This is a genomic window from Moraxella sp. CTOTU48268, assembly GCF_032069585.1.
In the GTDB taxonomy this organism is placed as follows: domain Bacteria; phylum Pseudomonadota; class Gammaproteobacteria; order Pseudomonadales; family Moraxellaceae; genus Faucicola; species Faucicola cinerea.
Genome location: NZ_DAMALV010000037.1, coordinates 1 through 22,186 on the forward strand (window position 1 = coordinate 1; position 22,186 = coordinate 22,186).

The window sequence follows — 22,186 nt, forward strand, 5'->3', positions numbered from 1 at the left end:
CGCTCTAGCCTTTGCTTATCATTGGCTGAAGCTTTGAATGTTCAACAGAACCTAGTCGTCTCTTAAAATATTATTGTTATACTGATTTATGTAATGGATCAACAAGATTGAATAAACAAGATAGATTCAATAACAAACGAATCAAACCTTGTGTTAAATCAAAGCTATTAAATCAATGCTATTAACCAAATTGGCTTAACATTAGTTTAATGAGTTGATGTGAGCTATTATGCCACCCCAAACTTAGCACAAACTTAGCTAAAAAGCTGTTTTACCAAAAAAATGTACACGGCATGTAAACAGGGTATTAGCTGTCAATAATACTAGACCCTAAAACCTAGCCCGTGCTTAAACCCCCTCATGCAAATTTTTCATGCTGTTTTGCCAAATCCCACAAGTTATCCATTTCTTCTAAGCTAGCAGTTTCAGGGGTTTTACCCATTTTAGCGAGCTCATCTTCAATAAAGCCAAAACGAGAGCGAAATTTATGTACGGTGGTCAAAGTCGCTTTTTCGCTATCAATGCCCAGTTTGCGAGCAATGTTGACTAGGGCAAAAAAACAATCCCCCAGTTCTTTTTCTAGCAGCGCTTTTTGTTCAGGCGTCGGTTTTTGACCATCGATTGGTAAGATTTCTTTGAGCTCTGCCACTTCTTCATCCAATTTGTCCACCGCACCCGACACCACATCCCAATCAAAACCGACTTTATTGGCAGTTTTTTGTAGTTCTTGCGCTTGCATTAACGCTGAGCCTGCCTTGACTGCATCAAGGGTGCGGCGATGGTTTACCAGTTTACCCTGTTTGGCTTTTTCGGCATTTTCCAAGGCTTTGATTTCATCCCAGCGTTTTTTGACATCTTCATCGGTTTTTAGATTTTCTTTGTCAAACACATGCGGGTGACGGCGAATGAGTTTTTGTTGTAAGGTGAAAATCACCTCACTGATATCAAACTGCTGCTGTTCTTCATATAGACAAGCGTGAAAAACCACTTGTAGCAGCACATCGCCAAGCTCACCCTTGATGTCGTCACTGTCGCCCGATTGTATGGCTTCGACGAGCTCATAGGTTTCTTCTAGGGCGTAGGGAATGAGGCTGTCGTTGGTTTGTTTTTTATCCCAAGGGCAGTCTTGGCGCAGTCGTGCCATTAAGGCAATGAGGTCAGCAAAATTGGAAGTCGGTTGCATCGTTATCTCTGAAGGGTGATTGATGGTAAATGATGAAAAATTCACAATATAACATTGACCTAGTTATTTTAGCGCATTTGACGTGGCAATCTAAGTCCATTAGTGAATGCATTTGTCTTGACAGTCTAGATGCTTAAAATACAGATGCTGCAAAATAATCGTTGTCATCGCTATGCCATTTTGTCAAACTATAGTGATATTGGCAAAAACTTATCTAATTTAAAAATATAAGAAATATCAAGGCTGAAAATACGCGACGGCTTCGCTAATTTTTGCTGCGATTTGTAAGGTTCCATCACCCATGATTACAACCATCTTTGTCATTGGGGCAGGCTATGTCGGTCTGTCCAATGCGGTCTTATTAGCCCAGCCTAAACTCGCTAACCAAGTCACCTTGGTCGATATCGATGCCCAAAAAATTGCCCAATTACAACAGCAAGCGTCGCCGATTGACGATGCGTTGATTGCGCAGTTCTTGGCAACGCAGTCCTTGAATTTAGCGGCGCAGTTGGTAAGTGAGGCTGATTTTTCAACCGCAGATTTGGTGATTATTGCCACACCAACCAATTACGATGTCGCCACGGGTAAATTTGATACCTCATCGGTGGAAGCCAGTATCCAAACCGTACGCGCTCACAATGCACAAGTGCCGATTGTAATCAAATCAACCGTACCGATTGGATTTACCGTTGACATGCAGGCAAAATTTGATACGCGTATTTTGTTTATGCCGGAGTTTTTGCGGGAGGGCAAAGCGTTATATGACAATCTTCATCCGTCACGTATTATCGTTGGCTGTGATATAAACCATGTGCCAGCGCTGCAAGATGTTTGCCACCAACTAATTACCCAATACCAAACTGCCAGCGAACAAAACCATACCCCAAGCCAAATTATGCCGCCTACTGAGGCAGAGGCGGTCAAACTATTTGCCAACAGCTACCTTGCCACACGCATTGCATTTTTTAACGAGTTAGATAGCTTTGCCGAAAGCATGGGGCTTGATAGTGAGTCGATTATCACCGGTGTGAGCTTAGACCCGCGGATTGGCATGCATTACAACAACCCATCATTTGGGTATGGTGGCTATTGTCTACCCAAAGATACCCAACAGCTTAAAGCCAATTATGAAGGGATTCCTGCCAATGTGATTCATGCGGTGGTGGATGCCAACAATACCCGCAAACGCTTTATCGCCCGTCAAATTATCGCCAAGCAGCCTAATACCGTGGGTGTATACCGCTTGAGCATGAAAAAAGATGCCGATAACTTTAGAGACTCTGCGATTTTGGACATTATTGAACTGCTCAAACAACATGCCATTGATGTACAAATCTATGAGCCCAGTCTGTCGTCACCGCAGTTTATGGATTGTCCCGTAGTCAATGATTTAGCCAGTTTTTTACAAACGAGCGATGTGATTGTCGCGAACCGATTATATCCCGAATTAGCGCAGGTCAAGGCAAAAGTGTATAGCCGCGATGTGTTTGGTGATAGTTGATCATTGCTAGTGAATAACTGATTTTGAGTAATTAACAGTTAATTGAATGACATTCTTAATTCTTAATCCCATGAGCCACGTATATGAATGATTTTTCTCCCATCAAAATTTCGTCTTTTAAAGCCTATGACATCCGCGGCGAACTCGGTAAAAATCTTGACGAGGACATTGCCTACCGTATCGGACGTGCTTTCGCCCAATTTTTAAGTGAACCGCTATCAAATCAGCAAAAACCAGCGATTGTGATTGGCTGTGATATCCGCCCCAGTAGTGAAGCCCTCAAAAAAGCCACTATTCAAGGCATATTAGATGCAGGCATCGATGTGATTGATTTGGGCATGACAGGCACTGAAGAAGTGTATTTTGCCACCAGCCACTATGGCGCGATTGGCGGTATTGAAGTGACCGCCAGTCACAACCCCATTAATTATAACGGGCTAAAATTGGTGCGTGAACAGTCCAAACCCATTAGCGCGGACACCGGCTTGGCAGATATTCAACAAATCGCAGAAAAAGGCGCGTTCAAAGCAGCAGCCAGTAAAGGCGAGTACCAGTTAAAAGAAGACAAAACCGCCTATATCGACCATCTCATAAGCTATATTGACGTCAACGCATTACGACCTTTAACAGTGGTCGTCAACTGTGGCAACGGTAGTGCTGCGCCAACGATTGATTTGCTTGAGCAGCGTCTACAAGCTGCCAACGCGCCTATTAATTTTATCAAAATCAATCATGCGCCTGATGGCAGTTTTCCCAATGGTATTCCCAATCCCATGATTATTGCCAACCGTAAAGTGACAGCAGACAAGCTATTGGCAGAGAAAGCGGACTTGGCGATTGCTTTTGATGGCGATTTTGACCGCTGTTTTTTCTTTGATGAGAACGCTCGATTCTTGGAAGGCACTTATGTAGTGGGGGTGCTTGCCAAAGCTTTCTTGGATAAAAATCCTGCCGAGGCGATTGTCTATGACCCGCGCAATATCTTAAATACCGAAAGCGTCATCGCAGCGGCCGGTGGCAAAGCGACTATCAGTAAGTCAGGGCATTCTTTTATCAAACAAGTCATGCGTGAAAACAATGCAGTGTATGGCGGCGAGATGTCTGCGCATCATTATTTCCGCGATTTTAACTACTGTGATAGTGGCATGATTCCTTGGTTATTGGTGATTGAATTGCTGTCAAAATCAGGCAAAACAGAGGCGCCAAAAAAACTGTCGCAACTGGTTGATGAGATGATTGCCGCTTTTCCCATCTCAGGTGAGATTAACTTTAAATTAGACGGTATCACTGCACCCGCGGTGTTGGCAAAACTTGAAGATAGCTACCAACAATTTGATAGCCAAACGGCGACCCTTGATAAACTCGATGGCTTGTCGGTCAATTTTCCACGCTGGCGCTTTAATGTCCGCGCTTCCAACACTGAGCCACTGATTCGTCTCAATGTTGAAGCAAGCGGTGATAAAATGCTATTGGATGAAAAAACTAAACAGCTAGAAAATTGGATTGTGGCACAAGGCGGCACGCCAGCCGAACACTAGGTTTCATTAATTACTATAAAAAAGCTGCTCCTATAAAAAAAGCCGTTTCAATGATAATTCAATGAAACGGCTTTTTTACTATTTAAGCTAAAACCATCTAGGCTAAAACTATTAATCCTTAGCAAATGGCTGGCGGATTATTTACCACCACGCTCAGCACGGGCTTTATTGATGAGGTAATTAACCACTTGTGGCACTTTACCATCCTCACCCTCAACAACGTATTTGCCATCAACGACAACCGCAGGTACCCCTGATAGTTGGAAGCGCTGCGCCGCATCTTTTGAACGTGCGATACGGGTATTCACCGCAAAAGAATTGTACATGCTGTTAAATTTATTGATATCCACACCTTTTGATGCGTACCATTGACCGATAGAGGCTTGGTCAAACAATTTTTGGCGGTCTTTTTGAATTGCGTCAAACATCGCTTGGTGGGTTTTGCCCTGATAACCTAATAACTGTGCAGCATAAAAACCGCGCGCGTTTTGTTCCCACACAGGGTTCATCGCAGCTGGTGTCTGCATAAATACCACATCAGCTGGCAATTTTTTTGACCACTGTGCCATGTAAGGTTCTAATTTGTAGCAGTGTGGGCAACCATACCAAAAAAATTCGCGAACAATGATTTTATTGCCTTCAATTTTCTCTGGGTTTGCAAGCACCTTATAGTCTTGACCCGCTACAAAATCTGCAGCTTGGGTGGATAAACTGGTCAAGCCGATAGCGGCGGCGATTGCGGTCATTGCTAATTTTTTCATGGTTGCCTCATTAATAGTCAAATCATAGGGTCTAGCACGGCTAATATCTTATAGTATCTTATAGAAAATCGCTTGCTAGTAGGGCTCAAAATACGAAAATACCTGCGCGTTATACTATCATAAATTGCGGATGCGCCTAAGTGTAATCCTTTGTAAACTAAAAAAAACTACACTGACGAAAAAAATAAGCAATATGTTAATTAAATTTTCTAAATTAAAAATTATATTTTTTAAGTTTAATTTATCAGTAATATTTAAAGTTGGACGGTTATGGGGTTATGCAGCAATAAGCTATTTTACCCTACAAATTTATCCTACAAGTTTACGCTATTAGCCTGCCACATAAATTCTACAGCGAATGGGCTAAAAACTGTTAGAATAAGGCTATTTTTGATGGCAATTGTGGTTAGCAAGTAACCGCATTTCAAAAAACGCGATAACATGCTATTAAAGTAAAAAGTATCGAATTAAAAAATACCGAAGTAAAAATCAAACGGAACTATCATCATGACACAACCGAACCTACAGCAAAACGTCGACTTACAAGAAGTACAAAAATTCACCGACCTTGCCAATGAATGGTGGGACAAATCAGGCGCGTTTGCCACCTTGCACCAAATCAATCCGCTACGCTTAAACTGGATTGAACAGCAAACCATCGCCCGCCAGCAATCAGGATTAACGGGCAAAAAAGTGTTAGATGTCGGCTGTGGTGGTGGTATTTTGTCACATAGCATGGCAGTGCGCGGCGCCACGGTGACGGGTATTGATTTGGGAGAAGCGAACATCAAGGCAGCACAAATCCATGCCGAACAAACTAGCCAAGCGATTGATTTTGCTTGTGTCGCTGTAGAAGATTTTGCCAAAGCGCACGCTGGTGAGTTTGATGTGGTGACGTGTATGGAAATGCTCGAGCACGTGCCAGACCCGCAGTCAATTATCAATGCTTGTTTTACTCTGCTCAAACCCAATGGCGTATTGGTACTATCGACCATCAATCGCAACCCAAAATCCTACCTATTTGCGGTGATTGGCGCTGAATACTTATTACGCTTGTTGCCACGCGGCACACACGATTATGAAAAATTCATCACCCCAGCCGAGCTAGATCGTTTTGCTCAGCGTGCAGGCTGCAAACGTCAAGATTTAATTGGCTTACATTACAATCCACTTATCAAGCACTATTGGCTGGCACAAAATGTTGACGTTAACTACATGATGGCGGTATATAAGCCTCAGTAGTTGGCTTTACTTAAATATTAATCGTTGATTTGAGCAAAAAATGACTGAAAAATGCCAAGCCGTATTGTTTGACCTTGATGGTACCTTGATTGATACAGCACCTGATTTTATTCGGATTATTAAGGTGATGTGCGCCAAACACCAGCACCCAGCACCCAGTGATACCGCCATTCGTGAGCAAGTTTCTGCGGGCGCCAGAGCGATGGTCAAGCTGATGTTTGGCGAGCTTGCCAATGTGACTGAGGATGACCCAACCTTGTTGGCTTATCGGCAAGAGTTTTTGGACACCTATGAGGCCGATATCTGTGTCGATAGCCGCTTGTTTGATGGGCTTGATTCGCTGCTAAAAAACTTGGAATCACGCGGCATTGTATGGGGCATTGTCACCAATAAGCCGCGTTATTTGGCAGAAAATTTGTTAGAGAAACTTCAGCTAACTGAGCGCTGTGCGGTACTAGTATGCCCTGATGATGTCAAACACACCAAACCTGACCCAGAGCCCATGTATTTAGCAGTAGCGCGGTTGAATGAGCAACTCAGGCGTCAGCTACAGCCTAAAAATTGTGTGTATGTCGGTGACCATATTCGTGACATTCAAGCGGGCAATGCGGCGAATATGCGTACGATTTTGGCAGCTTATGGCTACATTCCCCCTGAAGACCAAGCGGATTTGGGCAGTTGGGGCGCAGATAACATCATCCATAGCGTCGCTGAATTGACCGCTTTACTTGGCGATTGGACGGATGCTTGAACAAGCAACTAGGCGGTTGATGCATAGACAAGGTGTTAACAATTTGACCGATTTTTAGGGAATTTTTTAGCAAGCTTTTGAGAAAAATTTTGAGGAAACTATGACTTTAGCAACGCATGATGATATCCGTAACTTTATTCCACCTGCCGATTGTCTAAAAGGTAAAAATATTTTGGTCACAGGGGCAGGTGATGGCATCGGCAAAGCAGCAGCGCTAAGCTATGCAAAATATGGCGCGACCGTGCTACTACTTGGCAAAACCGCGAGCAAGCTTGAAGCCGTGTATGACCTAATTGAAGCAGAAGGCGGTGCCGAGCCTGCCATGCTACTGATGAATTTAGAGAGTGCAAGCTACACAGAAATGCAGCAATTGGCGATTTTGATTGAGCGTGAAGTCGGGCATTTGGACGGTGTTTTACACAATGCAGGGTTGCTCGGTGTATTGACCCCACTTGAGATGTATGACCCGATTATTTTTGAGCAAGTGATGAAAGTCAATTTTAATGCCACCTTTACCCTTACCCAAGCTTTGCTACCGCTACTCAAATCTGCACAAAGTGGCTCAGTGGTGTTTACCTCTAGCAGTGTCGGCAGCCGTCCACGCGCGTTTTGGGGGGCGTATGCGCTGTCAAAATTGGCGGTAGAAGGGATGAGCGATATTTTCACCCAAGAAACCCAAAAAACTACCACCCTGCGCTTTAACTGCATCAATCCCGGTGCCACGCGTACCCAAATGCGGGCTGCTGCCTATCCGAGCGAGAACCCCAACACCTTGCTTGCGCCAGAAGACTTGATGAGTGCGTATGTTGCCTTGATGAGTGATGAAGCGGCAGGTATCAAAGGTCAGGTGATTGATTTACAGCCACAATAAAATGGCGCGATAACGGCTTTAATGTGCTATTGAAATTTGACAAAATCACTACCATATTATTATAGTTAACCTATTAAAATCTAAGGAAAAATATGGCAAGTGGTTGGGCTGCGGATGGCGCAGAAAACGAGCAAATCGAAGCGACTATTAATGACGCGATTGAACGGGCAAAACGGGCATTGCCACAGGGCGAAAGCCTAACTCATTGCGAGGAGTGCGATGCCCCGATTCCTGAAGCACGGCGTCTTGCGATGCCAGGGGTGCACTTGTGCGTGCATTGTCAACAATCGCTAGAACAGCATCAGCAAAAAGTTGAGCTGTTTAATCGCCGTGGTAGTAAGGATAGCCAATTGCGCTAAGCACATTGGCTAACGCTACAGTTCATAACAATGACAGCTTATAAAAACTTTTCAAGCGGCAGGTGCGATAGCATCCATACTAGTGTACGCTGCCAAGCCTTGGTTTGTGGCTCTTCATCATACGTGACGATTTGACCGTTCTCGAGCGTTGACCACTGAATATTGTCATCTTTGAGCGACAAGGTGTAGCTAGTTGTTGGCAAGGCCTGCAAAAATTCATTGCGGATTTTGTTGGCAAGTACAGGGTGGGCGATGGCAACGCCAAGTTCGGTATTGGTCAAGGCTGAACGCGGATCAAAGTTGAACGAGCCGATATACACCTTTTCACCATCGCTTTCAAACGTTTTGGCATGCAAGCTGGTGGCAGAGCTTCCCGTCAAGTATGAATCACGCAGATTGTCTTTGATGGCATTGGGCTTTAATTCATATAGCTTGACCCCAGCTTTGAGTAAGTCTTTGCGGTGTTTGGCATAGCCAGAATGCACAAGCTTGACATCGGTGGCGCTCATGGCATTGGTCAAAATATTCACCGCTACGCCTTTTTTTGCAAGGTTAATAAAATAATCTTTGCCTTGCTCCGTGGGTACAAAATACGCAGAGATTAAATTGAGTTCGCGGCTGATTTTACCTAAGCTTTGGTTGATGTCTAACCCTTGGGTATTGGCTTTGCTGCCGAGTTTGTCAGGATTGTCCGTCAATAGCTGGACGCTTGCCCAGTAGAGCGGCAATTTTTGTTGTTTGATTTGATTGACAAAGTCGATTGCCACCAAGCGCTTTAGATAGTCGTTTTTCAGCTTTAGCACAGGGTCGAGTTGTTGTGATGCGGGTTTATCAGCTTTTTGGGTTTTTGGAATAAACACTTGGTTTAGGGCGGATGCCTCAGGTTTTTCGACCAAATCGGTGATAGGAAAAGCCAGTTTATGGTTCCAATATTGGTCAAATGCTTGTGACATCTGCGGCACAATATGCCCAACCATCAGTACATCTAGGTCAGAAAATACCATCTCTTGGTTTAAAGAAAAATACTCATCCCCGATATTACGCCCGCCTGTGATGGTGATTTGGCTATCAGCGGTGATAGATTTGTTGTGCATACGATGATTGAGCCGCTCAAAATCGCCCACAAACCCTAGCCAGCGCCACGAGCGAAAACGATTGGGGTTCATCAATCTTACTTCAATATTGGGGTGTTCATTGAGTAGCCACAGCGTTGGGTCGAGACCACGGGTATTGTTATCATCTATTAATAATCGCACGCGCACACCGCGCTCAGCCGCTTCTTTGATGGCTTGGAACATCAGATTGCCAGTGATGTCGTTATTCCAAATATAATACTGCACATCTAGCGTTTTCTCTGTGGTGCTAATGAGCAGCATACGTGCGGCAAACGCATCCATGCCATCTGGCAAGGGATAAACGCCCGTTTTTTGTGGATTGCTTTTAACCAACTCTGCGATGCCATCGGCCATGCTTTGCGAGCCAAATTGGCGAAAACGGCTGGAGGGCTCATCAGGTGGCATATCGGTTGCCACCGTTTTTTGATGGTCTTTAGTAATGACAGCGGTTTGATACGTGCTGGATTTGCCCGAGTTGGCAGGCAGACGACCCCACCAGGCGATAAAAAACAAAATCGCCATACCTAGCAAAAACAGGCTGGCTAAAAAAATAAGACGACGTTTGAACAGGGGTCTTAGCATGATGGCACTCACCAAGGTCAATTAAGCCATGGGTTAAATTAGTTAAATTGACGCCCAATAAATTTGACGGTTTCATCCTTGGCTTTTTTGACGGCAAGTTTGCGGTTTTGTCCCAGCAGTAATTTGATTTGCCACAGTTTTTCTTGATACAAGGTTGTTGCAGGCGTGTGATACATGGCATTGATGATGCGTTTGCTCGCCAAGACGGCATCGGGGGAGCGATTACTTAATTCTGCGACCAAAGTTTTGGCAACTTCCATCGGTGTATCGCTTAGATGGCTGACCACACCGTAGTCAAAGGCCTGCTGACCGTCAAAAATCCGTGCCGTCATCGCTAATTCCTTGACGATATCGGCGCGTAGCACCCCCATCGCAGACTGGGTCAGTCCCATATCCGGTACCAGTCCCCATTTGGCTTCCATAATGGCAAATTGGCAATCCGCTGTGGCGATACGGATATCGGTCGCCAGTGCCAACTGTAGCCCTGCGCCAAGGCAATGTCCATGCAATACACTGATGACAGGCATCGGCAGTTCTCGCCACACAAGACACACTTGTTGAAATTTACTTTGAAACGGTTTGATAAGCTCCCAAGCGACCTGTTTTAGGTTTTTTGGGTTGTTTAAATCCGCCAAATCAATGCCGGTAGAAAAGCTTTTACCTTCACCTGCCAAAATCACCGCCCGCGCGTCCGTCCAAGTAGTGAGCAGGTGGGCTAAATCAATGAGTTTATCCATCAACGCAAAACTTAACGCATTGCGCTTGTCAATCCTTGTCAGCCAAATAATGATGCTATCATCACCGCTAAGTTCCAACCGCACATCGGGCGCAAGGTTATCGTTTGCAGCTTTGATACGCTGCGCTAAAGACGAAGCAGTAGCACGCTGAGAAAATGGCAAAAACCCTACACCCGGCAATATTTTTGATACCGACAAAACCGACATACGCATCCTTAAAATTTGACCAACCCAATACACTTAAAAAAATGTTGCGAAAACGCAATGATTTGCAATCATTAATCTCACTTTACTGATTTTGTTGCTTGGGCACAAGAGGCGATATCGGACGATACGTTTAAGAAAGGTAACGTGGAATAGCAAGTATGCCAAACCTAGGAGGCATTGTGGTGATGGGCATCAAATCATCTTCCAAGTCATGTCGTTTTCTTTGAGCTGGGCATATTTGAGTGCAGGGAATTGACTCAAATCAGCCTGTGCCAAGTTATCGAGCGCTTGTAGCATTTGCTCATAATAAGGCGCCAAAATGGCAAATTGCGCAGGCGAGCTATTATTGATATTTAGTAAGCACTTATCTTCAAGATTTTGACTGGCTTGGCGTAGCTGTGGTACGCCGGTATAACGACTCGCCCCTAAAATGCGATGCGCCGCGTGGGACAAGGCTTGCCTGTCATGGCGCTGCCAAGCCTGCTGCAAGTCACTTTTTTCCTGCTCAATCGATTCAATTAGCAAGGTAATCAAGTTGGCTGCCAAATCAGGCTTGCCTGCTACCCGCATCACCGCATCATCCCAATCAATAACCGCAAGACTTGCTAGTGACTCAGCGCTATGCTGACTGCTGACCGATGGTAGGCTTGGTAGATTAGCGTTGTCATCGGTGGTAGTCGCTGAGGCGGCTAATGGCGTATGAGCAAATACGGCACTCTCTTTGGGGGTTGCAGGTGAAGTACGCAGGTTATTTGCCCCAGACACTATAGACGCTATCGACCGCGCCGAGATGGGTGAGTTGATAGCCGATTTGTCAGAAGCCACATCAGCGGTTGAGTCAAAAGTAACATCAGCGGACACGGACGTGCTGTGTTTACCCAACCAGCGTTGCAGGATTTGCAATAACTGGGCTTGACTGATTGGTTTACCCACATAGTCATCAATCCCGGACGCCAATAATTTATCGCGTTCATCCGATAGACTATGCGCAGTCAGTGCAATAATCGGAATATGCTGATGTCCTGCTTGCGTTTCAACCTTACGGATTTGGATGGCGGCTTCACTGCCTGACATTCTTGGCATTTGAATGTCCATAAAAATCAAATCCACGGCGGTATCGCTTTGTGACTGGTGGGTGGTGATGTATTCAATGGCATCAAACCCACTATTAACCGTCACCACATTAATGCTTAGTTCAGCCAATAACGCTTCTAGTACCAACAAATTGGGAAGATGGTCATCCACGGCAAGCACAGTAAAGCCATGCCACTGCGGCAGTGTGGGCTCTTGGCTGCTGGCAGAGTTACTATCGAGTAGCTGATAAAGTTGGCGACGATCGAGCGGCTGATACAAGGCTTGCGCTTGGTAACGCGACAACAATTCTGGCTCAAGATTGACTTGATAGCCAAATAGTAGCAATTTACCGGCATAATGTAAGCGTACTTGTTTGAGCAGCGACGTGGTATCCTCAGTGGTGCCATTGTCCACGATGACCCAATCCCAATGATTGCCTGTTTCTTTGAGCGATTCAAGTAGGCTTGCTAGCGTACTTGCGGTAGTAATGGCAATCGGCAATTCACGCAGTGAGCCTTTTAACACTTGTAAGCTTGCAGGATGGTCAATCCAAACCAAGATATTTACCGCAGCGATAGCATCAGCCGCCACATAACCGGCATCGGTTTTTGGCGGGACGATGGCGGGTAACTGCCAGATAGGGTCATGGATAAGCAGCCGCTGCTGCTCTTGGTTACTGATGCTCATCGGCAAGGTAAACCAAAACGTCGTGCCTTTGATTTTGTGCGATTGGCTCGCATCACCCGCTTGCTCAGTGGCGTTGTCATAAAAACCAATATTGCCGCCCATCAGATAGGTGAGCTGTTTTGAAATCACCAATCCCAATCCCGTGCCGCCGTACTGGCGAGTAATCGAAGGATCGCCTTGCGAAAAACTTTGGAACAGCACTTTTTGATGCTCAGGCGAAATCCCGCGCCCTGTGTCTTGCACACTGATATGAATTAAATCATCAATGTCATCATCCAGACTGACTCGCACAATGACCTCGCCATCATCGGTAAATTTGATGGCGTTGTTAACAAGATTGGTCAAAACTTGCTTGGTGCGTAACGCATCCCCTACCAGATAATGCGGCACATCGTCATAGAAGAACACCGCGAGGCGTAAATCTTTCTCCGCCGCCAGTGGCGATAGCATATCCACCACATCGTAGATACTGGCATACAGGTCAAATTCATGACTATCCAGTACCAATTTACCGGCTTCAATCTTAGAAAAATCAAGCACGTCATTGACCAGTGCTAATAGGTGCGCTGAAGACTTACGAATCGTTTGCACGTACAAATCTTGCTCGGCATTTAAGCCGCCATGACGGGATAATAGGTTAATAAACCCATCAATACTGTTCAGTGGGGTGCGTAACTCGTGACTGATATTGGCTAAAAATGCCGATTTGGTTTGACTGGCTGAAACCGCCGCATCACGCGCATTGCGAATTGAGATGTTTTGCATTTCCATCTCGTCAAAAGCCAATCGCAAATCATCTTCGGTCTGTTCGGCGTGATTTTTGAGTTCTTGGAAACTTTTATGCAGACGTCTTAAGGTCTTGACCAAGTCCTGTTGCAGTTGGTTGATTTCACCGCTGGCGTTGATGGTCATCGGTTTATATAGGTTGTTGGCGTTGGTGCGCTGCAAATGCAACCGCATCTCATAGATCGGCGCAATCCAGCGTCTAGCATATATATGGGTGGTCAATAGTAGCAGCAAAATAGTAAAGAGTCCGGTAATCGCTAACGCTAACATCACTTGATAGCGAGCCACTTGTAGCGGCTCATTATCAATATTGACAATAAGCCACAACGTCGGTAATGGGGCAGTCGCATTGGCGGACGGGCTGAGTACCAATTTTCGACCAAATAAGCTACTACCCTTGCTATTAAACAGGCTGTTGGATTGGGTGTTGAGCTGCGTCAGCAAATAAGTTTGCTGCGTATTGCTTTGCGCCTCAAGGTGGCGTCCCAAAAAAGGCAACAAGCGCGGATTGGGCTGTTGTGACAAATCCCCAAAACTGACCAACACTTTACTTTGTTCGTTGACAATCGCCACACCTTGCAAGTGTTTGTCGTTGATGGCATTTTGTAGGGCAAATTTCACATTGGCTTGCAGTGTCGCCAATTCTTTGGGCGACAGCTCAGCTTTATTTGCACTGTGTTTGTTTAAGTTATCTTTATTTAAGCCATTATTGCTATTAGGCTGAGCGGTATTTGTAGATAGCGCTTGGTTGATTTTAATCAGATTCGTCTGCATAGAAGCGGCGACTGGCTGCAGAGTCACCAGCAAATTATCGGCGGTTGATTGCTGAATGGTACGCGCAGCACGGCTGGTATCCGATAACACCAAAAAACCACCCGTCAACGCGAGTGCGCTAATCGGCAAAAACACCAACAGTATCAACTGTCCATAAGCGGTGGAAAAATCCAAGTGAAATCGTTTGCTCACATTGCTAGCCTTGCATCAGCCTAATTTAGGCATCAGATTTTTTATCAGGGTTTTGGGGTATAGCGTTTTATTTTATAGGATTTTAGCCAATTTTGCTTGTGTAGCTGGGGTTTTTGTCGCAAGTAAATTTTTGACAAGTCTATACCCCAGCAAACAATCGAGATAAAATCGGATGGGGTAGCGGTTGAAAAATGACTTGCATAATAATCATGATTTGCCACTGACGGGTGGTACGAATTTTGCTAAACTACGCGCGCAATCCAAAAAAATTACTGTTAAAAAAACTAATCAACGCTAGCTAATCTATAAGCTAGACTAAATGCGTCTGCTCAAAACTCGTATCATCAAAAATTCATGGCCAAAAACTAAGGTTGTCTTATGACCCATAATAATTTCATCACTGAAACCAGCACGCTCAATGACTGCATTGGACATACCCCACTGGTCAAGCTGGCGCGATTTGCACCGCAAACCGACCAAGGCACAGCCACCCTGCTTGCCAAACTTGAAGGCAACAATCCAGCGGGCTCAGTGAAAGACCGCCCTGCCTACAATATGTTTTATCAAGCTGAACTGCGTGGCACTATCAAGCCAGGCGACACCATCATTGAGGCCACCAGTGGCAATACAGGCATCGCCCTTGCCATGGTCGCGGCAATGCGCGGCTATGCGATGACGCTGATTATGCCTAGCAACTCTACCCAAGAGCGTAAAGACGCTATGGCAGCATATGGGGCGACATTGATTGAAGTCGATAACATGGAGTCGGCACGCGACCTTGCCCAGCAAATGCAGGCAGAAGGCAAAGGCATCGTACTCGATCAGTTTAACAATCCTGACAATAAACAAGCGCATTATCTGACCACAGGTCCTGAGATTTGGCAGCAAACGAATGGCAAAATTACCCACTTTATTAGCTCAATGGGTACCACAGGCACCATCATGGGCGTATCCAAATACCTAAAAGAACAAAACCCAAACGTGCAAATTATCGGTTTACAGCCCGCTGAAGGCGCTAATATCGCAGGGATTCGCCGATGGCCAGCCGCCTATTTGCCAAAGATTTTTGAGCCAAGTTTGGTGGATAGGGTGATGGACATCGAGCAGCACGATGCGGAAGTGTTTATGCGTAAGCTTGCCCGCGAAGAAGGGATTTTTGCGGGGGTATCATCAGGTGGTGCAGCGTGGGCAGCGTACCAAATCGCTAAAGAACACCCGGATGCGGTGATTGCATTTATCGTCTGTGACCGTGGCGATCGTTATCTATCAACAGGGTTGTTCGGTGTTAAAGATGACGCTTAATACCCAATAAACTAAAGCAGAAAGCATAAAGCAGAAACTAACAAGGAAGTATTATGGCTACGCCAGCGCCGATTTTAGTATTTGATATCGAAACCATACCCGATGTTGCCACAGGCAAGCGGCTATACCCTGAGTTGGCTGGGTTATCGAATAACGATGCCATGACCAAGCTTATGGCACTGCGTGAGCAAGATGTTGGGCATCCTTTTATGCCCCTGCCTTTGCACCAAATCGCTTGTCTTTCGGTGTTGTGGGTGGCGGGCGGCAAAATGACGCTCAAATCGCTGTCGCTGGCTGACCATAGCGAAGCGCAAATGATTCAAACCTTTTTTAATGCCATTGAAAAAAATCCGTTGTTGGTGAGCTGGAATGGCAAGGGCTTTGATATACCCGTCATGGTATATCGGGCGTTACAGCATGGTCTAACCGCACCCAAGCTGTTTAGCCAAACCGGTGAGATGAGATACAACAACTATATCAACCGGTATCATGACCGTCATACCGATTTAATGGTGAAGCTTGCCATGAATAGCACATCGCAAAAACTCGATGTCGTTGCATCCTTATGCGGCTTTGCAGGCAAGCAAGCGTTGGACGGCTATGATGTGGTGCCTATGGTGCAGGCAGAAGCATGGGATAAGCTCACCACCTATTGTGAAAGTGATGTGCTTAATACTTGGCTGATTTTTTTGCGCTACCAACGACTCACGGGACAGTTTTCAGCTGAGCAAAGCGAGCAATGGGAGTCCACCACCCGAGACTATCTGCAATCGTTCACCAATCAAGACAATAGTCTGCGCCATGATAAATTTTTGCAAGCATGGCAACCTGCTAGCAATTTAGCAGATGACAAACATGTCACTGATATCGCCATCACCCAGCCATCATCTGATACCCCAACCAGCCAAGTAGAATCACCATGAATACGATTTTTCCACCCAGCCAAGTGGTGGCACTGCCCATCCATCAATCCGAGCAAACCTTTCCTGTCCGCCGTGTGTATTGCGTGGGGCGCAACTATGCCGACCACGCCCGAGAAATGGGCAGTGACCCAGACCGTGAGCCGCCATTTTTCTTTTGTAAAGCCGGTGACAGTGAGTCGATTATTGCAGTTCGACCCGATAGCGTTGCCCAATTGCCTTATCCGACTAAAACGCAAGCGCTACATTATGAAGTAGAATTGGTGGTTGCGATTGGCAAAGAGGGCGCGAATGTGAGTGTAGCACAGGCACATAACTTGATTTTTGGCTATGCCGTGGGGCTCGACATGACGCGCCGCGACTTGCAAAACGAAATGAAAAAATCGGGTCGCCCGTGGGAGATTGGCAAGGCGTTTGACTATTCGGCACCCATTGGCGAAATTTATCCCGTTGCTAGCGTTGCTGAGATACAACAAGCGAATATTTCACTGGCGGTGAATGGCGAGCCCAAACAACAAGGCAATATCAATCAGTTAATCTGGAATGTGGCAGAGACCATTGCCAATTTATCTGAGTTTTTTGAACTCAAAGCTGGGGATTTGATTTTTACAGGCACGCCAGCGGGCGTGGGTGCGGTGGTCAAAGGCGATAGCATACTGGCGCAAATTGACGGACTGGGTAAAATTGAATTGGTGGTTGTGTAAAACGGGTAGTGTAAAAGATGAAAAAAGGCGCTAATAATAGCGCCTTTTCTATTAAGATGATTAATTTTATGATTAAGTGTGTTATAGCACTTTTTCAATCTGAAAACCCATGTTTTGCATGAGTTCAGCTTTATCAAACGGCGCAAGGCTTGCGCGTGTGTAAGGCTTGTCTTTGAGGTAGGCGGTTGTCACCCGCTGTAAGTCATCAAGGCTGACCGCCAAGATTTTGGCACGCATCGCTTGTTGCCAGTCTTTGCCGCGACCATGTAACTCAGCAAACAGCGCCTTGACCGCTTCACCCGCCGGACTTGCGGGCTTGTCCATGCCTGCCATCAATCCTAAAATCGCTTCTTCAATCCAGGCATCGGTTTTTTCGCCTGTAGTTTGCGCGAGTAACCAATCAATACTGCCCAAAAAATCATCAAACGTGGCCTGGTCACGCGGGTCACGGTAGCTATAAAACTTGAAAGAACAGGCATTGCTATCATAGCTCGCGCCGCCGCCATACGCCCCGCCTTGCTCACGAATGGTACGATGCAGATAGTTGTTGCGTAGCACGCTTGAGAGCACCATCAAGGCAGGGGCATCGGGATGGTCGGTCGGCACGGCAGCAAAGACAAGCGCATGATGAAATACATTGGTTTGCGCAAGCCACGCGATATCGCTACCGTCAGTGGTAATGGGCGATTCGATTAAGGTATCGGCAGGCTCGTCAACAGGCGCTTGCCAGCTCTCGCTAATCGCTTGTTGCAGCGTCGGTAATATCTCTGCTTCGGCGATGATGAGCGCTTGTTTTGGCAGGGCTTTGATGTAGCTATGTAAATTGGCTAAGCGCTCTCCCAGCTTTTGCCACGCACTGCTATCTTGCTCCGCTTGCTGCAAAAATTCAGTTAAGCTATTTAATGCAGGCAAACCACCGCGTACATATTCAAGACGGGCGATTTTACTGGTGTTACGGCTCGCTGTTTGCATGGCATACGCATGACCTGCATTGGCAAGGCGCGATTGCCAGCCCATTTGTTTTTGGGTCAGTAGCTCTTCCATCCGCGCATATTCAGTAAAAATAGTGTCGTCGAGTACTTCTTTAAGCAGCTCAATCGCTTCAAATTTACGTGACAATGAGCGGGTAGCGACCACCAAAAAGCTATCCATTTTTTCGGGATTGTCAGGTGACGTGCGCTGGCTGATTCTGACAGTCACACCGCTTGAGTGGCGTGCTTGCCGCGCTTGGAATGCCAAGGCATCGTGTTTGCGCGTGCCCACTTCGCTGATCAAGCTCAGATAAGTTGGTAAATCTGGGTGATTGATGAGCGCTTCATGACCCTCTAGGGGCATAATCACTTGATAATAGTACAGACCATTGGTGCCTGCTTCATATTCATACAACGTACTTGGCAGACCACTTAAAGTGATATCGCGTTTTGTACCTGTTTTAAATTGAATTTGGGCAGGAATATCCGCCAATCCCACTTTGGGTAGCAAATCCACATCATCAGGCGTAGCTTGGCGTTCGGCAAGGGCTTTGGCTTGGCTGATGAGTGCATTACGGCTATCATCGGTCAGTGCCGCTTCAATGGTATCAAGTTTGGCTTGCTCATCCTTGGCTTGTTGCTCAGATTTGCTCGCATCAGGGATGAGTGTCAAACGCACGCGATGCGGATTGTCGAGCAAAAAGCTGCGAATCAAATTGGCGATAAAATCAGGGTTTTGTACTTGTTCACGTAGCCAGTTTAGGTTTTCATCGATGTCCCACACATGCATGGGGTCGCCGTCGTGGATAGCAGTACTAAAGCCTTCTAGCATCAAATTTAGACCATATGGCATACTATCGCCACCGATATGACGTTGGTCGATTTCGATTTGGTGCAAAATGGTTTCAATCGCTTCGCTGTCCACAGGCTGGTCTGCCACTTGTTTGAGTAAGTCCAAAATCCCTTGCTCAATGGCATCGCCATGTTCAGGCTCAGAGCCACGGACACCCGCATAAAACACCATCTGATAATGGCTGTCATCCAAGCCCAGTAGCGGCGTTGGGGCAGATGCCAGCGGATGGCTATCGAGATACGCCCGCAGCGGCGAACCTGCATGTTCAACCAATACGCCCTCAAGTAATCGCATAGCCAGACGCTGCTTACCGTCTAAAATCGATGGTAATAACCATGCCATGACGTGATGGGTTTGTTTGGGTTTCACCGTATCGACACTGTAAGTGTCCGTCACGCTGATTGGCGCGGTCAGTGATTTTTCGAGTCGTGAGGCGTGTTTTTGCCCTTTAGCAAACGCTTTGCCTGCCACCGCCAATGCATCCTCATGGATACGGGCTTGGGTCTCTGCCACCGGGATATTGCCAAAGCTCATCACCACCGCATTGCTTGGGTGATAGTGACTTTGATGAAACTTGACCAAATCAGCGTGAGTCAGCTCGGTAATGGCAGCAGGCTCACCGCCAGAATTGTAGTGATAAGTGGTTGTGGGGAATAAATAACGCGCCAGCGTATGATACAACTGGTCAATCTCGCCACTCATCGCGCCTTTCATTTCATTAAACACAATGCCTTTATACTGCGGTTTGCCGTCATCATCAAGCTCCACTCGAATCCCTTCTTGGGCAAAATCGAGCGGATTTAGACTTGGGAAAAATGTCGCATCTAGATATACCGACAACAAGTTAAAATAATCTTGACGGTTTTGGGTGGCAAACGGATACGCCGTCCAATCTGCCGCAGTAAACGCATTCATAAAAGTATTAAGCGAGCGCTTAATCATGCTAAAAAACGGGTCGCGCACGGGATATTTTTCAGAGCCACACAGACTGGTATGCTCTAAAATATGTGCCTCACCGCGGTCGGTCATCGGCTGGGTGCGAAAGCCAATCATAAAGGCATTTTCATCACTCGGGTGGGCGAGGTGATAATGAATCAACCCCGTGGCGTTATGTTCGCTCACCAGCACATCAAGCGATAGCGCATCGATGCGCTCATGTGAGCGTAGGGTAAAATCAGGGTGTAGGGTCAAATCTAAAGCAGAGTCGTGAGAAGTTGCGGGCATGAAGTTACCTGTGTGTCATCATAATATTTGTCAGAATTTATCAGCAAAACCAACTGTAAAAACAAACAGAAAGTATAGCAGTTTTGTCGGATTTATTTTGAGTTAAATGGGGTCAAAAGCCGCGTTATAAAGGCAAAAAAACACAGATACCACAGATAATACAGCGCCAATCATTTGCCCGTGTCAGCCAATTTTCAGATATTAACTTTGACGGTTTTAATTTACAATGACACCACATTGAATTTAACTTATCTATTTTTTCCAAAATCGTTAAAAAGGAACCACAATGGCAAAAATCGTCGCCATCGGCAATGCGTTAGTTGACAGTGAATTTGTCGTCACCGATGCACAGCTTAATGCCACAGGCCTGACCAAAGGCAATATGACCTTAGCCAGTCATAGTGAGCAAGCTGACCTCATCGCCTCGCTCACCACGCAAAACATCACCGCGACCAAACAAGCCGGCGGTGGCTCGGCTGCCAACAGTATCTATGCCGCAGCAAGCCTTGGCAGCGATACTTTTTACGCTTGCCGAGTGGGTGAAGACGATGCAGGGCGTTTTTATTTGGCGGATTTAAATGCCGCAGGTATCAAGACATCTACCAAATCATTTGCTGATGGTACTACAGGTAGCTGTATGGTGATGGTGACCCCAGATGGCGAGCGCACCATGCAAACGCATTTGGGCACTTCAGCAGAAATCAGCGAAACCGATATTGAGTTTGATGCGCTCAATGATGCTGATTGGTTATACCTTGAAGGTTATCTTGCTATGTCCCCCTCGGTACAACAGGCGATTGCCCAGCTAAAACAACAAGCCAAAAACAAAGGGGCAAAAATCGCGGTCAGTTTTGCCGACCCTGCCGTGGTCAAGTTTGGTCGTGAAGGACTTGATGCCATGTTAGAGGGTGGCGTGGATGCGGTGTTTTGTAACTGTGATGAAGCACAGCTATTTACCAACCAAAGCAGTCACTCGCAAGCGGCAGCAGCGTTATTGTCAGTTGCCAATATGGCAGTGGTGACCAATGGTGCAGCAGGGTCAATCATTGCAGTGCGAGACGATGTTTCACGTGAAACAAAATTGATTGACGTGGCATCGCTAGTCGTGGATCAAGTGCTAGATACCAATGGGGCAGGGGATAATTTTGCGGGCAGTTTTTTATACGCGCTATCGCACGGTCATGCGTTGGCAGATTGTGGCAAATTAGCCAGTAGCGTCGCAAGCCAAATCATTCAGCAGTTCGGACCCCGTCTCAAACCGGCGCAATACCAAGCGATTTTACAATCAACCTTAACATAGCGCACAGCTAATAAGGCGGATTTTGACAACCTATTTTGACAATCTAATAAAAAAGCCCTAGTTTTAGCTAGGGCTTGTGCTGATAAAGCTAATCAATTAAGCGGTTTCGTTGAACAGCTCACGACCAATCAGCATACGCCGTACTTCGCTGGTACCTGCGCCAATCTCATATAGCTTGGCATCACGCCAAATACGCCCTAGTGGGTACTCGTTGGTATAGCCATTGCCGCCAAAGATTTGGATACCTTCTCCTGCCATCCAAGTGGCTTTTTCCGCTGTCCACAAAATCACGCTGGCGCAGTCTTTACGTACTTGGCGCACATGGTCTGAGCCTAGCATATCCAAGTTTTTGCCCACGGTGTAAAGAAAGCTGCGCCCTGCCTGTAAGGTGGTGTACATGTCTGCCACTTTACCTTGAATCAACTGGAATTCACCGATGGCTTGACCAAATTGCTTGCGGTCGTGGATGTAGGGAATGACGTTGTCCATCACCGCTTGCATAAGCCCGATAGGACCTGCAGCAAGTACCGCGCGCTCGTAGTCCAAGCCACT

Annotated in this window: 17 protein-coding genes; 10 read left to right on the plus strand and 7 right to left on the minus strand. The window is 46.3% G+C overall.

Annotated elements, in window-relative coordinates:
- Window positions 1–358: 358 nt before the first annotated feature.
- The gene (mazG, locus tag RT143_RS10300; RefSeq protein WP_313092910.1) at window positions 359–1,183 is read right to left on the minus strand and encodes a nucleoside triphosphate pyrophosphohydrolase; all 825 of its coding nucleotides are present in this window, start codon (window positions 1,181–1,183) and stop codon (window positions 359–361) included.
- Window positions 1,184–1,484: 301 nt separating this feature from the next.
- Here mazG and RT143_RS10305 point away from each other — a divergent pair, with 301 nt between their 5' ends.
- Window positions 1,485–2,684 carry a nucleotide sugar dehydrogenase gene (locus RT143_RS10305; protein ID WP_313092889.1) on the plus strand — a complete coding sequence of 400 codons (1,200 nt, stop codon included), beginning with the start codon at window positions 1,485–1,487 and terminating at the stop codon, window positions 2,682–2,684.
- Between the two features lie 83 nt (window positions 2,685–2,767).
- Window positions 2,768–4,222: a phosphohexomutase domain-containing protein gene (locus tag RT143_RS10310; protein ID WP_313092890.1), complete on the plus strand. Its 1,455-nt coding sequence runs from the start codon at window positions 2,768–2,770 to the stop codon at window positions 4,220–4,222.
- A gap of 137 nt (window positions 4,223–4,359) precedes the next feature.
- Here the strand turns inward: RT143_RS10310 and RT143_RS10315 are convergent, their stop codons facing one another.
- Entirely contained in the window at window positions 4,360–4,983 is a 624-nt protein-coding gene (locus tag RT143_RS10315) for a thiol:disulfide interchange protein DsbA/DsbL (RefSeq protein ID WP_040403627.1), read from the minus strand.
- Between the two features lie 507 nt (window positions 4,984–5,490).
- Between RT143_RS10315 and ubiG the strand changes: the two genes are divergently transcribed.
- The 4 genes from ubiG (at window position 5,491) to RT143_RS10335 (ending at window position 8,206) form a co-directional block, all read left to right on the plus strand.
- The gene (ubiG, locus tag RT143_RS10320; protein WP_007116237.1) at window positions 5,491–6,225 is read left to right on the plus strand and encodes a bifunctional 2-polyprenyl-6-hydroxyphenol methylase/3-demethylubiquinol 3-O-methyltransferase UbiG; all 735 of its coding nucleotides are present in this window, start codon (window positions 5,491–5,493) and stop codon (window positions 6,223–6,225) included.
- Window positions 6,226–6,265: 40 nt separating this feature from the next.
- Window positions 6,266–6,976, plus strand: coding sequence for an HAD family hydrolase (locus tag RT143_RS10325; RefSeq protein WP_313092892.1), 711 nt, complete (start codon window positions 6,266–6,268; stop codon window positions 6,974–6,976).
- Window positions 6,977–7,076: 100 nt separating this feature from the next.
- Window positions 7,077–7,847 (plus strand): YciK family oxidoreductase, encoded by a 771-nt coding sequence (locus RT143_RS10330; RefSeq protein ID WP_050325276.1) that lies wholly within the window; start codon window positions 7,077–7,079, stop codon window positions 7,845–7,847.
- Between the two features lie 92 nt (window positions 7,848–7,939).
- The gene (locus tag RT143_RS10335) at window positions 7,940–8,206 is read left to right on the plus strand and encodes a DksA/TraR family C4-type zinc finger protein (protein ID WP_313092894.1); all 267 of its coding nucleotides are present in this window, start codon (window positions 7,940–7,942) and stop codon (window positions 8,204–8,206) included.
- A gap of 38 nt (window positions 8,207–8,244) precedes the next feature.
- Here the strand turns inward: RT143_RS10335 and RT143_RS10340 are convergent, their stop codons facing one another.
- The 3 genes from RT143_RS10340 to RT143_RS10350 form a co-directional block, all read right to left on the minus strand.
- Window positions 8,245–9,903, minus strand: a complete 1,659-nt coding sequence (locus RT143_RS10340) for a phospholipase D family protein (RefSeq protein ID WP_313092895.1) — start codon at window positions 9,901–9,903, stop codon at window positions 8,245–8,247.
- 38 nt (window positions 9,904–9,941) lie between these two features.
- Window positions 9,942–10,847 carry a crotonase/enoyl-CoA hydratase family protein gene (locus tag RT143_RS10345; protein WP_313092897.1) on the minus strand — a complete coding sequence of 302 codons (906 nt, stop codon included), beginning with the start codon at window positions 10,845–10,847 and terminating at the stop codon, window positions 9,942–9,944.
- Window positions 10,848–11,039: 192 nt separating this feature from the next.
- Window positions 11,040–14,360 carry an ATP-binding protein gene (locus RT143_RS10350; protein ID WP_313092899.1) on the minus strand — a complete coding sequence of 1,107 codons (3,321 nt, stop codon included), beginning with the start codon at window positions 14,358–14,360 and terminating at the stop codon, window positions 11,040–11,042.
- Window positions 14,361–14,738: 378 nt separating this feature from the next.
- Here RT143_RS10350 and cysM point away from each other — a divergent pair, with 378 nt between their 5' ends.
- Genes cysM through RT143_RS10365 form a run of 3 tightly spaced genes read left to right on the plus strand, consistent with a single transcriptional unit; the run spans window position 14,739 to window position 17,286 of the window.
- Window positions 14,739–15,662: a cysteine synthase CysM gene (cysM, locus tag RT143_RS10355; RefSeq protein WP_313092900.1), complete on the plus strand. Its 924-nt coding sequence runs from the start codon at window positions 14,739–14,741 to the stop codon at window positions 15,660–15,662.
- A gap of 53 nt (window positions 15,663–15,715) precedes the next feature.
- Window positions 15,716–16,585 carry a 3'-5' exonuclease gene (locus RT143_RS10360; RefSeq protein ID WP_313092902.1) on the plus strand — a complete coding sequence of 290 codons (870 nt, stop codon included), beginning with the start codon at window positions 15,716–15,718 and terminating at the stop codon, window positions 16,583–16,585.
- On the plus strand, window positions 16,582–17,286 hold the full coding sequence (locus RT143_RS10365) for a fumarylacetoacetate hydrolase family protein (RefSeq protein ID WP_313092904.1): 705 nt from the start codon (window positions 16,582–16,584) through the stop codon (window positions 17,284–17,286). Before RT143_RS10360 ends, RT143_RS10365 begins: the two co-directional genes overlap by 4 nt.
- An 81-nt stretch (window positions 17,287–17,367) precedes the next feature.
- Here the strand turns inward: RT143_RS10365 and RT143_RS10370 are convergent, their stop codons facing one another.
- Window positions 17,368–20,334 (minus strand): insulinase family protein, encoded by a 2,967-nt coding sequence (locus RT143_RS10370; protein ID WP_313092905.1) that lies wholly within the window; start codon window positions 20,332–20,334, stop codon window positions 17,368–17,370.
- Window positions 20,335–20,620: 286 nt separating this feature from the next.
- Between RT143_RS10370 and RT143_RS10375 the strand changes: the two genes are divergently transcribed.
- Window positions 20,621–21,634 (plus strand): adenosine kinase, encoded by a 1,014-nt coding sequence (locus RT143_RS10375; RefSeq protein ID WP_313092906.1) that lies wholly within the window; start codon window positions 20,621–20,623, stop codon window positions 21,632–21,634.
- A gap of 96 nt (window positions 21,635–21,730) precedes the next feature.
- On the opposite strand, the gene RT143_RS10380 is transcribed toward RT143_RS10375, so the two are convergent.
- Window positions 21,731–22,186 (minus strand): acyl-CoA dehydrogenase family protein (locus RT143_RS10380; RefSeq protein ID WP_313092908.1); only part of this gene is annotated, 456 nt, incomplete at its 5' end.

Coding starts and splice junctions, on each gene's coding strand:
- mazG (WP_313092910.1), bottom strand. CDS start 1,183: ATGCAACCGACTTCCAATTTTGCTGACCTCATTGCCTTAATGGCACGA.
- RT143_RS10305 (WP_313092889.1), top strand. CDS start 1,485: ATGATTACAACCATCTTTGTCATTGGGGCAGGCTATGTCGGTCTGTCC.
- RT143_RS10310 (WP_313092890.1), top strand. CDS start 2,768: ATGAATGATTTTTCTCCCATCAAAATTTCGTCTTTTAAAGCCTATGAC.
- RT143_RS10315 (WP_040403627.1), bottom strand. CDS start 4,983: ATGAAAAAATTAGCAATGACCGCAATCGCCGCCGCTATCGGCTTGACC.
- ubiG (WP_007116237.1), top strand. CDS start 5,491: ATGACACAACCGAACCTACAGCAAAACGTCGACTTACAAGAAGTACAA.
- RT143_RS10325 (WP_313092892.1), top strand. CDS start 6,266: ATGACTGAAAAATGCCAAGCCGTATTGTTTGACCTTGATGGTACCTTG.
- RT143_RS10330 (WP_050325276.1), top strand. CDS start 7,077: ATGACTTTAGCAACGCATGATGATATCCGTAACTTTATTCCACCTGCC.
- RT143_RS10335 (WP_313092894.1), top strand. CDS start 7,940: ATGGCAAGTGGTTGGGCTGCGGATGGCGCAGAAAACGAGCAAATCGAA.
- RT143_RS10340 (WP_313092895.1), bottom strand. CDS start 9,903: ATGCTAAGACCCCTGTTCAAACGTCGTCTTATTTTTTTAGCCAGCCTG.
- RT143_RS10345 (WP_313092897.1), bottom strand. CDS start 10,847: ATGTCGGTTTTGTCGGTATCAAAAATATTGCCGGGTGTAGGGTTTTTG.
- cysM (WP_313092900.1), top strand. CDS start 14,739: ATGACCCATAATAATTTCATCACTGAAACCAGCACGCTCAATGACTGC.
- RT143_RS10360 (WP_313092902.1), top strand. CDS start 15,716: ATGGCTACGCCAGCGCCGATTTTAGTATTTGATATCGAAACCATACCC.
- RT143_RS10365 (WP_313092904.1), top strand. CDS start 16,582: ATGAATACGATTTTTCCACCCAGCCAAGTGGTGGCACTGCCCATCCAT.
- RT143_RS10370 (WP_313092905.1), bottom strand. CDS start 20,334: ATGCCCGCAACTTCTCACGACTCTGCTTTAGATTTGACCCTACACCCT.
- RT143_RS10375 (WP_313092906.1), top strand. CDS start 20,621: ATGGCAAAAATCGTCGCCATCGGCAATGCGTTAGTTGACAGTGAATTT.